The sequence below is a fragment of the Enterococcus sp. AZ128 genome (assembly GCF_051714485.1).
Lineage (GTDB): Bacteria > Bacillota > Bacilli > Lactobacillales > Enterococcaceae > Enterococcus_A.
Genome location: NZ_JBIORZ010000001.1, coordinates 142051 through 157710, shown reverse-complemented (window position 1 = coordinate 157710; position 15660 = coordinate 142051). Strand labels below are relative to the sequence as shown.

The 15660-nt window shown below is 40.0% G+C and carries 9 protein-coding genes; all 9 read right to left on the bottom strand.

What is annotated here, in order from left to right; translation table 11 throughout:
* Positions 1-2 precede the first annotated feature (2 nt).
* Complete coding sequence (gene cps2T, locus IGI38_RS00630; RefSeq protein ID WP_438725559.1) at positions 3-1187, bottom strand: beta 1-4 rhamnosyltransferase Cps2T; 1185 nt, start codon at positions 1185-1187, stop codon at positions 3-5.
* 11 nt (positions 1188-1198) lie between these two features.
* A complete protein-coding gene (locus IGI38_RS00625; protein WP_438725558.1) occupies positions 1199-1915 on the bottom strand; it encodes a sugar transferase in 717 nt (238 codons plus the stop codon).
* Positions 1916-1962: 47 nt separating this feature from the next.
* Positions 1963-2706: a tyrosine-protein phosphatase gene (locus tag IGI38_RS00620; RefSeq protein WP_438725557.1), complete on the bottom strand. Its 744-nt coding sequence runs from the start codon at positions 2704-2706 to the stop codon at positions 1963-1965.
* 11 nt (positions 2707-2717) lie between these two features.
* Positions 2718-3479, bottom strand: coding sequence for a CpsD/CapB family tyrosine-protein kinase (locus IGI38_RS00615; RefSeq protein ID WP_438725556.1), 762 nt, complete (start codon positions 3477-3479; stop codon positions 2718-2720).
* Between the two features lie 14 nt (positions 3480-3493).
* Positions 3494-4282 (bottom strand): YveK family protein, encoded by a 789-nt coding sequence (locus IGI38_RS00610; protein WP_438725555.1) that lies wholly within the window; start codon positions 4280-4282, stop codon positions 3494-3496.
* Positions 4283-4296: 14 nt separating this feature from the next.
* Positions 4297-5142: a hypothetical protein gene (locus IGI38_RS00605; RefSeq protein WP_438725554.1), complete on the bottom strand. Its 846-nt coding sequence runs from the start codon at positions 5140-5142 to the stop codon at positions 4297-4299.
* A gap of 16 nt (positions 5143-5158) precedes the next feature.
* Positions 5159-5806, bottom strand: a complete 648-nt coding sequence (locus IGI38_RS00600) for a class D sortase (RefSeq protein ID WP_438730220.1) — start codon at positions 5804-5806, stop codon at positions 5159-5161.
* A gap of 28 nt (positions 5807-5834) precedes the next feature.
* Entirely contained in the window at positions 5835-6455 is a 621-nt protein-coding gene (locus IGI38_RS00595) for a hypothetical protein (protein ID WP_438725553.1), read from the bottom strand.
* 834 nt (positions 6456-7289) lie between these two features.
* Positions 7290-15194 carry a SpaA isopeptide-forming pilin-related protein gene (locus IGI38_RS00590; protein WP_438725552.1) on the bottom strand — a complete coding sequence of 2635 codons (7905 nt, stop codon included), beginning with the start codon at positions 15192-15194 and terminating at the stop codon, positions 7290-7292.
* Between the last annotated feature and the right edge of the window lie 466 nt (positions 15195-15660).

Genomic DNA, 15660 nt, shown 5'->3' with positions numbered 1-15660 from the left:
CTCTATTCAACAAATTCATTTTCATACTTACTGACGATATCGTCCCATGTAAAAATCTTTATAATATTGTCTCTAGCGTTTAAAGTAATAACTTGTTTGTCAAATTCCCTTTCTTCTAGAACATCAATAAGTGAGGTTAGTTTCTTTTTGTCTTTCCTCCAATAAATCGCCCCATCACCTGCTACTTCTCGATTAAAATCTACATTCAAAAGTAAATTCAATTTTGTTGAAGCTAGAGCCTCCAACAGTGATGGGTTCGTTCCGCCAACTTCATGCCCATGCAAATAAGCAAACGCATTCTCTCGAATATATTTCAATAACTCTTGATCATAAACAGTTCCTACAAACTTAATTCGTGGATCTTTGTCAAATTGAGTCTCGCGTTTCAATTTATCGTAGAACTTATTTTTTTCTACATTCGTAATCAGTACAAAATCTTTCTTAGTATCCGACTTCATAAACTCCCGAATCATCGTTTCATAATTATTCTCTGGTACAAACCTTCCAACAACTAAATAGTAATTATCCGGAATAACTTCCTTTTCTTGATACCATTGAACAACTTCTGGACTGTTTTCATGTAATTTTGATTTTTCTAAATCAGTGCCATAAGCAATATATGTAGTTTTCGGATTATACTTTCGATAATCCTCATGAATATACTTTTCAATCGTTTTACTATCACAAATCAATAAATCAGCATGTCTCACCATTAAACGTTCAGAATATTTCCAATAACGACGAACTGGATAACTCCACTTCGCTCTCATCCATTCATGACCATCAGGATTAACAAATAATTTTCCATTCAACTCTTTGATTTGCCTTTTTAGCCTTCCGATAAATGGACCAATCCGGCAAGCCAAAACATAGAAAATCGGTTGATGATCGTTATTATTTTTTGCTAATTGAATCGCATACTTCAACGCGGCAATATCATAGTAAATTGCTCTAGCTGGTCCAACATTAGGTACATCAATGTTAAAGCACTTTGCGCCATTATGCTCAAAGTGCTTGTCAGTGATCCCTGATTTGGCTGAATTTTCAGTCATGCACGCAACATGGTATTGAATATTTCTATCCTCTTGATATTCTGTCAATTTTTCAACAAAAGTTTCAAATCCCCCATACTTGGCAGGTATTCCCTTTGACCCAATGATATAAACATGTTTCCTTTTGTCTACCACGAACAAACTCCTTAATACGCCCCATCCGGCTTCATCATTACTTTTATCGTTTTAACAATCAACGAAATATCATACCGAATACCTCGTTTTTGAATATAATCAATATCAAACTCAACCATCTCTTCAAAATGAACATCATTTCTACCGCTAACTTGCCACAAACCGGAACAACCTGGTTTCACAAGCAATCGCTGCATATCATACTGTGTATACTCAGCCACTTCTCTTTGCAATGGCGGTCGAGGGCCGATCAAACTCATATCGCCCTTAATGACATTGAACAATTGTGGAAGTTCGTCTAGACTTGTTCGACGTATGAACTTGCCGAATTCGGTCACTCTTGGGTCTTCTTTGATTTTGAACATCGCGCCTTTGATTTCATTTTTATCTGCTAAACTATCTAATTGCTCTTCTGCATCTGTACACATCGAGCGGAATTTATACATGGTGAATAGCTTTCCGTTTCTGCCAACCCGTTTTTGGGTGAAGATCACTGGTCCGTTTGGATCTTCTTTACGGATTTTATAAGCGATCCAGAACATAATTGGAGAAATGAACACTAACCCAAGGCAGCCTAAAACAAAGTCAATGATTCGTTTCATCAAATCATAGCCTTTTTGATTTTCTATTTTTACCTTATCTAACCAAACAGGCTTCGAATGACCTTGATTAGGATAGGTTTTATTATTCAAACTATTCACGTCCCCAAAAGTCTTCTCGCTTTTCATAATTAATCCCCCAAACAAACTATTGATTACAAACGATGAAGCATACTTCATTTCATTGCTTGATACTTCGGTCTAACCACTGAATCCCCATTCACTAAGTCCTTGGCCATCTGCTGCATCGCTAGTACCATTTCTCTGCCGCCGATTTTCTGAATTTCTTCATAGGCTTCTTTCATTAAAAAAGTTCGATGGCGAAGATTATGAGCATCTGAAGCCACCATATACAACATGTTATGCTCCAGCATTTGCTTCGCTGTTTTTTGAATCTCACTGCCGAATATTCCCACAATACTCGGTGCAGTTAATTGTGTTAAGGTTCCCATTTCAAGAAAAGGAATCAATCGATTAGGTTCTTCACGAAAGATCGCATTTCTTTCCGGATGAACAATCACTGGCACCTGCCCTTGGTTAAGCAGATGATAGAAGACTTGCTCCGCATAGATAGGAATCTCATTGGTAGGAAATTCGATCAACAGATAGGTATTATCCAAATCGGTAAATAGAATTTCTTCACGCTTTATCGCTGTTAAGAGAAACTCCGTGAGCCGCACTTCTTGTCCTTCAAGCAAGGTCAAGTCTAGACCACGTTGATCAAGCTCATTTTGTAAAGCGGCAACATCTTGAATGATTTTATCTGCCGGATTGTTGTACTTTCCATTATTATGATGCGGCGTACACATTAGATGCGTGATTCCTTGACTGATGGCTTTATTCGCCATTTCAAGACTGTCCTCTAACGTTTGTGCGCCATCATCTACACCAGGCAAGATATGACTATGTAGATCGATCATTTAGCGCTCACTCACTTACTTCCTTCCGTCCCATAATAGTAATAAGAATCTTCCCCTTGCTTCTTACCGTTATAGACGACTCCAATAATTTTTGCTTGGACCATGTCCAATAATTTCTTTGCTTCTAAAATCGCTTGCTTATTTGTTTTTCGTTCACGCACGACTAAGATCGTTCCGTCAACATATGAAGACATGATCTGCGCATCGGTCACGGTTACTACCGGCGGCATATCAAAAATCACTAGGTCAAAAGACTCGCTCAAGATATCGACTAATTCCTGCATCCGTCTCGAACTTAATAACTCAGATGGGTTCGGCGGCGTTGGTCCGCTTGGCATCAAGTATAAATTCTCGATATTGGTCTCGATTAAACGGCTGCCGATTTGGTTATTTCCTTGTGTCGGGTACACGTTTTCGACGTCATTTTCCGATAGAAAACTAGCGGAAGCTGCGTTTCCTTCGGTTAAGTAGTTGCTCAAGCCATTGACATTCGGCACCTTGAAGCTCAATGCGATGTTCGGCTTTCTCAAATCCGCGTCGACTAATACCACGCGGCTGCCAGCATTTGCAAAGACGACTGCTAGATTAGCCGCAGTGGTTGTCTTGCCTTCTGACGGTCCAGAAGAAGTTACGACTAATGACTTAATTTTCTTGTCTGCTGATGAAAATTCGATATTGGTACGGATCTTGCGGTATTGTTCAGCTGCAGTTGAAAATGGATTGATCGCAGTGATCAAATCAACTGGTGTAATTGCTTGTCTCTTTTTTGCCATCTCACATTTTCCCCTTACACACGTTTTCGATTACGAGTAGGTGCCGTTCGGCTTCCTCGCTTCTCATTTTTATTGCCTTGTGGAGCAGCTGTCGCTCCGCGATTTTCATACAATTCTTTTTTGCTGATCTCAGAGACTTGACCGAGGATCGGCAGCTCCAATGCTTCAATGATGAAGCGCTCATCCTTCACAGTCTTATCGAGTAATTCTGTTAGGAACGCCAGGCCTACACCTAACATCAGTCCTACGACTGCACCGATCAACAGATTCAATTTATTATTCGGAAAAACGGCTTTCGATGGTACAACACCTTTTGATGTGATCGTTACCTTATTAACGGCCAATACATCTTCCGCTTTTTCTTGGAAGGTCGTCGCTGTCACGTTGGCGATCGTTGCCGCTTTTCTTGGTTCTGGTGAGGTCGCGACGATTTGGAACATTTGCGAGTTCTGCGCTTGCTCCACTTCGATCATATTTTTCAGTTCAGCGTTGCTGTAGGTATATTGGTATTCGTTTTGCAGCTCTTTTTGAACCGCATCGATAACGACATCGCCTTTGATCATGTCTTTGTATGTATTGATCAATAGGACATTCCCATTGATATCGTTTTGCAGATTGGTATTCGCCCCTTCTGCTTGGTTGTTCTGCACGATCAATTGTGCGGCTGAATCGTATTTAGGTGTAATCAAGAAAAAGGTGACCACTGCTGCGAGTCCAATCCCAGCAATCGTTGTCATTAAGATCAGTAGTGCTTTCTTTTTTAAAACTTGAAATAATTCTTCTAAGCTGATTGTTTCTTCCATCTTTTTTCCCCTCATTAACGAACGTTATGTATTTTTTTAGAGCGCATCCTCTCACTAATGAGCACCAAAAGAAATGCTAAAGCGGTCAATCCCAGCCCCACAAAAACAAAACTCAAATCAAACGCCGTAATATAACTTGTCACAAAGCGATACAGCCCTTCTGACATAATGCCTAAACGATTGATCACTCCGCTAAAGTAGATCATCGCTGGTAAAACGACTAACATCAGTCCTGCACCTAAAAAAGTCACACTGCTCCAGCGGACCTTCTGATGCTTCATCTTAACCATCAATAGCAGACCGATAAACACCAAAATGAAGGCCACACCAACGATCACCAAAATCATCGTCAACGCGGATTGAAAAGCCATCACTTTCTTGCCATAACTTAAAAGATACGGAATCTCGATAAAGTCCGAGTAATTCTTCGTCGCACTATTGGCTAAGTTATCCAAGTTGCTTTGGGTCGTCTCATCGATCGGGATATTTTCTTGTTGCGCATATTGATTGACGTTCTTCAATATCGTTTCTTTGATTTGATTCTCTCCTTGAATCTTGAAGGGAACCTCTTGGTAAATGCTTCGGATATAATTATCAACATTCGCCGAAACCGTTTTCTCTGAGACCACATCGGCCAAAACCTCTGGCGGGATATTACTTCCCCGACCTAAGTCTTGAATGCTTTCTGTCATATCTTTTCGAATTGTTTCTATATAATCGGTCTTATGCACTTGTTTGATCATAAAATTTTGATTAAACAGCGTCATCCGAATACAGATCAGCGCTAATGTAGCAAAGAGGAGTAAAGACCCGATGAATGCTAAGATCCATCGTGGAACATTTCGTGTCGCTTGCTTCATATTTTTGTCTTTCCCCCTACTCATTTCCATTAATAATCGGACCTGAAACATACTCTCCGATGGCAAACAATCGGTCATCGGTCAATCCTAAGCTATCTAATGGATAGCAGGTATACAGAATGATTCGTCGGTCATTTCGCTGATAGATCATATCATCGATTTCTTTATCTTTTTTATTTCGAATATCAAGTCGCGTGATGCGGTAGGTGTAATTGCCATACGTGGTCTGAACCTCGATCGTATCACCCACCTGAGCAGCACCTAGTTTGCCGAAGTCATCGACATTATGTCCGCCAATCAGCGATGTCCCCTGTTCACCAGGATACACTGAGCCCATGAACTGGCCCGCGCCTTGACGTAAAATTTGTTCGGTATCTCCAAAATATAGAGGAACATCCAATTGCACTTTGTCTATCTTCACCTTGCCGAAAAGCTCTCCTCCCACCGGGTAAGTGATCTTACTTGATGGAAGCTCGTCCTTTTCGTTCGTTTCGATCTTTGTATTGTCCACAGCCTCAAAAGTCTGTTCCGTCGCCTCAAAGTCGGGAGTATCTGTTAATAAGAATAATTGAATAGAAGAAGTCACAAATTGGATTACAGGTCTTCCTATGACATACATCAGAGAATAGCCGATAATCAGAAAGATGATCGGAGCGACCAACATCGCCCCAACCCTCTTCAGCCTAGAAGTTCTACGCAAGTTTCTTACGTCCTACTACAAATGCACCTGCTGCAACAAGTAGTAAGCTTGCGAATGAAATTGCACTAGACAAATGTGTAATGCCCGTTTGTTTTACTGCACCACCTGACGTGTAGACAGTACTGCTGGCTGGTTTTCCAGAAGCAGAAGTTGTCCCAGTAGAACTAGATCCTGATCCGACATTCGTACCAGTGATTGTGTATCCGCCTGGATAAAAATTAACTGTCAAACCTAAAGCACTAGCGGCCTTAGAAATGATATCTTTCAATTGATTTTTCGTATTCAAAGGCAAAGCCTTGATCAATTGTTCAACAGAATTGATATTTGAAACATCAACACCTGAAGACGCGATTAGAGAGCGTGCACTTTGGATCTGTGCAACAACTGTATTCACTTGATCAGCAGAGAGATCATTTTGTTTCAAATAATTTTCTGCATGAGCGCGTTCATTCGATCTAACAGTGAAAGATTTTCCGCCAACAGTTACCCCTTGGTCTAGTTCAGTCAGAATTCGCTGTTCATCAGCAGTGATGGCCCCGTCTGCATGCGCGCTAGGCCCAACAAACAAAACCACTGCGATGAGTGCAATTAACCCACTTACAATTTTCTTCATCTACATACCTCCCTTACTAAGTATTTTATGTTTCTTATGTCACAATACAGCAGAAAAAAATCCAATTTTTCCGCTGAATTTAGTATACTTTTTATTACAAAAAAAACAATGAAATTCACAATTTAATTTCTTTTCAAAAATTCAGAAACCACAATAGATGAAAATAACAATAATAATTTCGCATTATTTTGGTATTATTAAAAATAAAACCAAATTCTTTATAATTTTAAAATATTATGGAAATAACACACTGTGACGCTTGTTTTATTAATGCGTAAACAAGTTCTTTTTATTTTTATTGCCCGAGAAGATCATCTTGTTATATTTATTTGCGACTGAGGAATTCTTGAATGGCGTATTTATATATTTTGAGCATTTATTCCTCATTTTTATATAAAATAACAATTATATAAGTGAATCGTTTCTAGAAGCCTGTTGTTTTTCTGAAAAAAAGCGTCGATCTTTCAAAATATTGTTTCCTGAATTTTTTTCTAATTTTTTGATGTTATTAATTACGCGATGTCTATGCGTTTTCTGCGTGTTTTACGTCTATTCAGGGTTTTAGAATAACGTATCTACCTATAAAAATACAGTCTTACTGCGAAAAATAAAAACCTTTTTCTTTAATTATTCTTTCCTAAAAGAATCTATCGAATAAACCCTTTTTTTAGAAATTTTTTTAAAATTAAGATTATTTCGCTTCTTTCGTTTAATTTATTTTTACTTTTTCCGACCATTTAATAGTAATAGACAAAAAAATAGATATGCAGCGCGTATATACGCTGTATATCTATTTTTATCGTCTGTGATTGATTCTTTCAACTTAACACTGACTTATTTTTTCTTTCTCACATAGGCGATACCCATAACGATAAGAATGATGATCGCTCCCACAACGAGAAGTACAATCCCCTTGTCCTCCCCTGTTTTCGGATAAAAACCTTGTTTTGGAGTGTTTGGTTGCTGCGGGTTCAACTTGTTCTTAGCCATGACTTTGACTTGTTCAGGCTTACCGCTATGCGTTGAATCTATCGTAAAACGGATCAGCTGCTCGGATAATTGATACCCCGTTGGTGCCTTCGTTTCTTTAAAATAGTAGTTCCCGGGGGCCAAGTTCGCTACATGCAGCTTCCCAGTTTTGTTCGTTTTAAGATTCTCACGAACTACGTTTTGATCCGTATCAAGGAGCTGGAACTCTGCATTCGCTAATTGTTTGCTACCATTATTCGCATCAACTTTTGTTAATTCAACCTTTCCTTGATAGTTTTTAAACGTACCTAAATCTAGGATTGCTGGTTTTCCGCTTTCTGGTTGAATCGTGAATTTATGAGCCGTTGTATCAAGGATATAGCCATTCGGCGCTTTGACTTCCTTCAGAATATACTGGCCAGCGCTCAGTCCTTTTCCATAGAATTCACCTGCACTAGTGGTCTTTATCGTGGTCTGGCTATTCCCTTTTTGATCAATCGTCTCAATCGGAGTGGTCAATGCATCTGATCGGAAGATTTGGTACTCTGCTCCCGCTAAAGCTTTATTCTCTTCATTCACCTTCTTGCCTTTGATTCCCGTTTGATAATTCGCAAGAGTCATCGAGATTCCATAGGCTTGTGTATCTTTGACGACAAAATAAATCGGTTGGCTGCTGATTAGATAATTTGAGGCTGTCTGTGTTTCGATCAGTTTATAACTGCCATCCGCTAAAGCCAGATTGCTGAGATCAATGGTTCCATCACGTTGCGGGCTTAAATGATCATTAACTAATTTCCCTGAAGCAGAACCATCATCGTACGATAATGCAAAGACGACTTTTGACAGATCGAGATCACCCTTCTTTTCGCCATCGCTCTTCTTCAGATTGATTTTTTTGCGGGCGTTTTGGAAATCTCCGGCATCCACAACATACGTGCTGTTCTCAAACGAAACAGTATGATTTTGTTCATCCGTGATCGGTCTTTCAGTCAGTTCCTCTTCGGTTGTCGGTAGGCGATCAGGGATCACGAATGTTAATGGGAAGCTATTCAATAAATAGCCATTCGGCGCTGCCGTTTCCTTCACATAGTAAGTCCCCGGTGCTAGATTTTTAAATTCTACATTGCCCTTCTCATCAGAAACGACCTTCTCAGGTCTAGCATCGCTAAAGTCTGATTTCGTATAAAGTGAAAATTCTGCTCCCGCTAAATCAACGCTTTGCTGCTCATCCGTTAGATCGTTTCCAACCTTATGGATACGAATCATTCCGCGATAGTTTTTCACGTTAGACTCTAATTTGATGACTTCTGGCTTTCCTTCATTTTCAGTTGGAACCTTAAAGGCCAATTTTTCATTAGACATGATATACGTGCCATTTTTCGGTGCAGCTATTTCCACAAAGCGATAGTTTCCAGGAGCCAATCCATCCACACTGGCAAGCCCGTTTTCATCCGAAACCGCCGTCTTGCCAGCAACATCCTTGCCATTAGCATCGACTACTTTAAATGTTGCTCCTGATAGCGGCTGATTCTGTCCATCTGTCTTTGTTAATTGAACCGTTCCTTGGTAATTAATGAACGAGTCTTTTACTGCCACCATTTCTGGCTGACCTTCAGCATTGTCTGGAACCTTAACTGATACAGCCGCCGTGTTCAGGATGTAGCCGATAGGCGTTTTAACTTCTTGGAACGTATAGTCCCCCGGTGCTAGATCATTAAAAATCACTTCACCAGCTTCATTGGACTTCGCTCTTCGTTCATCAGAAGGATCACTGCTGCTGATTAAATTGAATTCCGCATTTTCCAATGGTTGATTGTTGGCATCTGTTTTGATTAATTTGACGGAACCTTTATAGTTCTTGAACGGTTCGGCGACAATCACTTTTTGCGGCTGTCCGTCTGCTGAGCCTGAGATCGTAACGTCGATGGGTTGATTATTGATCAAATAGCCTTTTGGCGCTTTGGTTTCCTTGATCGTATAGTCTCCTGGTGATAATTTGTTGAAGGTCACCTTGCCATTTACGTCAGAGGTTGATTGACTGACCTCTTTATTATTTCTTCTATTATATAGTGTAAATTCTGCATCAGGCAGTGGTTGATCATTCACATCAACTTTTGTTAGTTCGACCGCTCCCAGATAGTTTCGTAAAGTCAGTTTTTCACTGGAAGGCGTTTGATCATTGGTGGTTACCATCACTGGCTTGCCAGCTGCACTCGTTGGGATCGTAAATTTGATTTTTTGGGTATTTACGACATACGTATTCTTGTCATTGGATACTTCTTGGAAATAATAATCTCCCGGCGCCAGTCCTTTCGCCGTAACATGACCGTCTTCATTGGATATTATAGGTTCTTTGGTGACTTTTTCTGCTGCATCCGTATCTGTGTATACGTCAAAACTTGCTCCCTCTAATTTGTTAACTTCATCATCGGAAGTACTTTCTGCTTCTTTGTATAATTGTGCGATGCCTTGATAATTGACATTGGCGTCTCCAGAGATCGGAATGTCCAAAACTTGCGGCTCTCCATCGGCTTGCTTCTCTATTGTAAAAGGAATCTCCATGGTATTTAACAGATAACCCTTCGGTGCTGTTTTTTCAACAAATTTGTAGTTCCCTGGTGACAGTTCAAAGGCGTTTACGCTGCCGTCTAGCTTATCTGATGTATACAGACCATCTTCTTCAGCACCCTTTTCTTTATCTGTAACAGGTTTCCACTGATCATCGGATCCTTGTTCCAATAATTGGTATTTGGCCTCTCCTAATGCACGATTCTCTTCATCTATTTTTTGGAAGTGGACGCTTTCCTTATAATTCTTGAAAGGTGTCTTCTCATCTAGGATCAATTTCTGTTCTGGAGAATCAATTGCGACTGCCGAGTCTCCCTGGTTATTTGTTACTGGCGTCGTAAAGCGGATCAATTGTTGATTGTCCAAATATCCCGCTGGCGCTTCAGTTTCTTTGATCCCATAGGTTGTCCCAGGCTTCAGATCCTTGAAGGTGAAGTACCCCTCTTTTCCTGATGTCACCTCATCGCCGATCGCAGTCTTACCACTTTCATCGTATAATTGGAATTTTGCCCCTGATAAAGGCGTCTCTTCCTGATTGACAGTATAATCGTGGCCATCCACTTTTTTGAAACGAGCCGAGCCTTGATAATCAATCAAAGCCTCACCTTCATTCATGTTGATTGTTTCAGGAGCTTTATCTCCAGGCGAAATTGGATCAATCGAAAAAGTCATTTCTCTACTATTTAAATAGTATCCGTCTGGCGCTTTGCTTTCTTTCACTTTGTACTTACCAGGTGATAACTCATTTAATCGTAATTGGCCTTGGTCATTCGTGACGTACTGTCTTTGATCGCCAAAATCGCTGTAGTCATTCGAATTCAATTCAGCCCGTTGAACACTAAATTGTGCACCGGCCAATTCTTTGCCGTTTTCATCTGTCTTTTGTAATAGTGCTGAGCCTTGATAATCTTTTAGTTCAAGAACACCATCGGTCACAGGTTTGTCATCAACGAAGACGTTCCTCGTATTGTCGTCATTTTTCTTTATCTCAAAATCGATCGGTGTCTGATTGATTTGATAACCGTCAGGCGAGATCGTTTCACTAATTCGGTATTGACCATCCCCTAATCCAGAAAGGTCAACGCCTTCTTTCGTCGCTACGAACATTCTTTCCAAAATATAGTTAGGTTCGGCTGTTGTACCGCTATTCCGATAAAGATTAAATAAGCCACCAGATAATACGTTTCCTGTACTGTCAGTCTTTTTAAACAGTACCTTAACAACTTCATTTTTTATTTGAGTGATCGTTGTCGTGTTATTGTCCGTATTTACTGGAATCTTTATACCTTTTACTAGCTCTGGAGAAATCGTATAACCATCAGGCGCTTCGATCTCTTTGACATAATACTCGTACGTAGCACTGGTAGCGATCAAATTACCAAAGGTGGCCTTTCCGTCACTATCGGTTGTTGTTTGATAAAGAATGTCGGTCTTGCTGTTTTTTACATTTTTACGCACTAGCTGTAATACCGCTCCGGCAACGATACTTCCCTTCCCATCGACCTTTTGAACGACGATTCGCCCTTTCGTCCCATAGGCTGTTCCGCTGGAATCTTGAATTGTCACTGTAATGTTCTTTTGGGTGTATTTGCCGGGCAGTTCTTTTCCTTCACTAGTAATCGAAGCATTATTTGAAACGGTCTCTGTTTTCGAGGTAAAGACTGGTTCAGAGTCGTAAACTAAAACATAGGGCTTTTCGATTACACCCGTCAGATAGTCTCCCTCATTGTTTGGATCTGATTTTTCTTTGATATCAGACATATCCACGCTGAAATTTTGCTGACCTGTAGCTGGATCAGTCGTCACCTGTACCTTGTATTGATCACTCGGAACCAATTGATCTGGCTGAACCGTCGTTGAATTTCCTGATCCTGAATATTTCCCTGTGTACAATTTAAAGCTCTCCTGCAAAATTTGATTCGAGCTAGGTGTATCTTGAATTTTTACATTCGATAGCAGCGACTGATTAGGATTAATATCTAAACGCCAGTTAATCAAACCAGTTTGGGTATTATAATTTCCCGTTTTTAAAGCGGATTGCCCACCAAAAGCAACGGATACAGAAGCAGTCAATCGCTGTTCCACACCCTCCACAGTTGTTATCGCTGTATTTTCATAGGTTGATTGATCGTAAACAATCTTCCCTTGCAGGGATGTTTTAAATTGAATCTGGAACACCATGGGCGAACCGGTAATGTTCCAGCCAGGAATGAAGTTATTCCCCGTTCCGAAAGCTGCCGATAATGTTCCCTGTGCCTCTTCACCCGTCTGCTGCGGATTGGTGATGGATAAATAGTCTTTTCCAACTTGATTCCCGACATAATCAGGGTCTTTTGACGCTATAAAAATCCCTGTGCTGTCAATCTTGCCGCGAGTGATGACTAATGAACTTGGATCATAGACCTGATTGCCAGTGATTGGATCTTTTAAATCAAATGCCGAGATTTGCAAATCGTTGTAGTTTGCAATGATCGTCCAAGTGATTTCCTTCGTTGCAGGATTATAGCTGCCGGATTTCATCCCTTGATTTGCTTCTTGCGTACTGGTTTTAAAATCGGTTGTACTTGAGGAATCATATGGCCGTCCATTATTTACAAAATTGGCGTTCATCGTATTTTGATAATCAATACTTGAATTTGGATTTGGTACATCTTCATTGAATTGGTTATAAGCGACATAGTACTCCATTTTGAACTGATGACTAGTTTTGACATAACTATTTTGGAATTTCACCGTAAAGTTTGTGTAGCCTTGTCCATCTGGCGTAATATTTACCGTTACAAGATAATCGGCTGAAGCGGCATCTCCCACCGTTTGGATGACTTCATTGTCCGCTCCTACCAATTGCATCGCCCCTGTCAATAAGCGATTGCCGTCCGAAACATCATGAATGATCACACCGCCATCATTTGTACTAACAGGACTCTTTACCTTAAAAGGAACACTGACATACCCATCCTTAGAATGGTTCATGGTATCCGTAAAAAGCGCATTTTCCATTTCGTATTTGTTCTTATTGATATCTATTACATAGTGAGCCGTTTTCGTGCCAACATCGATCGTCGGTTTATTCTTGATAACAACCTGCTGATTCGGTGTATATTTGTTGGTTGGGGTCGACGGAATCGTATTGGTTTCAGCCTGATTGCTGACCGACACTGGATTATCGGCGGAACCAGATACGATCTTATTGACTTTTGTTTTGTAGTCAATATTGATTGCTTTGCCTGCTTGAACATTATTTTTAAAGGTCACAGTAAATGGATTTGTTGAGGTATCGATCGAGTAATCGGCCGGATCAAGCGGTGCCCCTTTCACGACATTTCCATTACTATCAAAATTGACTGTATAAACATTGAAGCTGTCTTGTTCTACCTCCATATTTGTATATGTGTCTGAAATCACCGTATCATCGGCTAACGTTTTTTGACCATAATTGTAACGAATCTGCCAACTATAAATCTGCCCAACTCGATCATAGCCTGTTTGTGATTTCTCTAATGCTTTCTTATAATTTAATTGGACTGTAGCCGAAGCATCAAGATTGCTTGACCCCGTCGTCAAAGTAGCTTTATTTGTTACGGGCACCGTACCGCCATTTGTTGGCTTCGCAGCGTCTTTGATCGTTGTTGAATACACAATACGATACGGACGATCAATGGCTGTGTTGAACTGGATCGATCCATCATCAGCAACTGTATACGTACTAGGATCAAGAGGGGTTTGGGCGGTTCCAGTGACATTTCCATCAAAGTCAAGATTCAATGGATAGATCGTAACAGCTCCCACATCCGCTTTGGTAAAAGTCACTTGCTCTGGGAAGTGTTCAGTCAGTAAAGGCTTATCCAATTCGGAAAAATCTTTATTGAAATCAACGTTCCAAATTACCTTACTAGGGTTATTAGGTGTATCTGTATACCCTGACTTACTGATCGACGAACCGCCGGTAGGTTTAATGGTAATCGTTAGCGGAGGAATATTCGTCTTGGTTGGGTAAACAATCGTCGTTTCACCTGGTTGAGTAATCTTCTTTGTATCAAAATGAACATCCGCTGAAACAGAGCCGCTCTCTGGCGGTAAAAAGTCTTCCCCATCCTGCTTAGTGAATGTAATACGTAATTTCTGAGTAGACGCGTCAAAGATGTAAGTTCCATAAATCGTCCCATCCTCATCTGTTAAATTTCCATGCGGAGAAGGTGACTGGATTGCTAGTCCTTGCGGAAAATCCATTTCGTAATAGTCTCCTGGAACCATCTCTGTTCGGACAGACTCAGGAATTGAAAAATCCAACTTAAAATCTACAACAGAATTGATCGTCGGTGGATTAGGATCATAATTCAGGTTAATTCCCTTCACAAAATTATCCCCCAGAGCAAACTGAGTATACAAATCCTCGATTGACCCCGCTTCTCGCGGAATATCTTGCGCTTTCAACAACTTTTCTTTCCGACTCGACTCTTTAGTTGTTTCTTTAGAGGAACTAGATGATTCCTTGCTTGCTGCTGTACTAGATTTCGTACTTTCCTTACTGAAATCTGTCGTAGTTTCTGTTGTACTTGTCTTTTCTTCTTTGACAGTTGTGTCGCTAGATTCCTTTATTTCAGGCAGCGGCAATTGAAAAATCTCTTTCTCTTCTTGATAAAAATTAACGGTCTTCTGATCAGGTCCATTTGCTAACGTTCCCAATAGAATAAGTCTAAACCGATTTTCACCTTTCGCTAATTTATTGAAGTTCAGTGTCACCTTTGTCCGATCGGCAGATTGATCGACGGTATACTTGCCGATGGGTTGCTTCTGCTCATCTAAAATAATCTTTTCCTCATCTTTTGTTTCTGCCAAAGCAAAACCCTTTGTCATTTCAAATGAGAGTGGTTGATCATTTTCCACTGAACTATCGACTTTTCCAATGAGCTCTAATTCCATTTGTTCTTTAGTTGCTTGCTCAACAAACTGACTCATTTTATCGAAGGATAATTGATTTTCTATCTCTGTTGACTCTTCTTCCGGTATCTTTTCTGGAATCGGCTTAGAGTCAGGAGTGATTGATTTTTGTGGATCTTTTGATACCGAATTTATAGTCGTTTGTTCATTGACTGATGAATTAGAGGAACTTCCCACAGTTTCTGTAGCGCTGCCGATTATTGGCGAAATAAAGCTGCCAAATAAACTAAACAGCATAATAGTGCTCACCCATTTTTTCATACTATCCCTACTTTTCAATTTTCTAATCATCCACTCTTTATTTTTAAGACTGTTAGATGAATTTCTTACACATTATCCTATTATTAATTTTTCTTTACAAATAAAACGCACCTAGAAATAGCTGTAAAACTAAATAATTATTATAAAAAAGAAAGAAACATAAAATGAGTGTATGATTTTCATCATTTTCGAAAGAAAGATTTATTGATTCCATAAATTGAAGAAAGCCTCAAGAGTCAATCGCCTCCTAAGACTTTTTGTGATGGCTACTCTTAATAAGCGCTCTACCAATATACTAACTGTAGTCTTACGTTTAATCCCAATGATCGTCTCTCCTTCTAGCAGACCGAAATCATGAACATGTGCAGACACGCTTCTATTTAAAAACACCTTTAAATCCACGACAAATAGCCTGGCAGTGTGCTACTGCCAGGCTTTGATTACCTATCAAACTATTATTGGATGA

What these genes read in the sequence shown, in the direction of transcription:
- IGI38_RS00625 (WP_438725558.1), bottom strand. Translation starts at nt 1,915, where the DNA reads ATGAAAAGCGAGAAGACTTTTGGGGACGTGAATAGTTTGAATAATAAA.
- IGI38_RS00620 (WP_438725557.1), bottom strand. Translation starts at nt 2,706, where the DNA reads ATGATCGATCTACATAGTCATATCTTGCCTGGTGTAGATGATGGCGCA.
- IGI38_RS00615 (WP_438725556.1), bottom strand. Translation starts at nt 3,479, where the DNA reads ATGGCAAAAAAGAGACAAGCAATTACACCAGTTGATTTGATCACTGCG.
- IGI38_RS00610 (WP_438725555.1), bottom strand. Translation starts at nt 4,282, where the DNA reads ATGGAAGAAACAATCAGCTTAGAAGAATTATTTCAAGTTTTAAAAAAG.
- IGI38_RS00605 (WP_438725554.1), bottom strand. Translation starts at nt 5,142, where the DNA reads ATGAAGCAAGCGACACGAAATGTTCCACGATGGATCTTAGCATTCATC.
- IGI38_RS00600 (WP_438730220.1), bottom strand. Translation starts at nt 5,806, where the DNA reads ATGTTGGTCGCTCCGATCATCTTTCTGATTATCGGCTATTCTCTGATG.
- IGI38_RS00595 (WP_438725553.1), bottom strand. Translation starts at nt 6,455, where the DNA reads ATGAAGAAAATTGTAAGTGGGTTAATTGCACTCATCGCAGTGGTTTTG.
- IGI38_RS00590 (WP_438725552.1), bottom strand. Translation starts at nt 15,194, where the DNA reads ATGAAAAAATGGGTGAGCACTATTATGCTGTTTAGTTTATTTGGCAGC.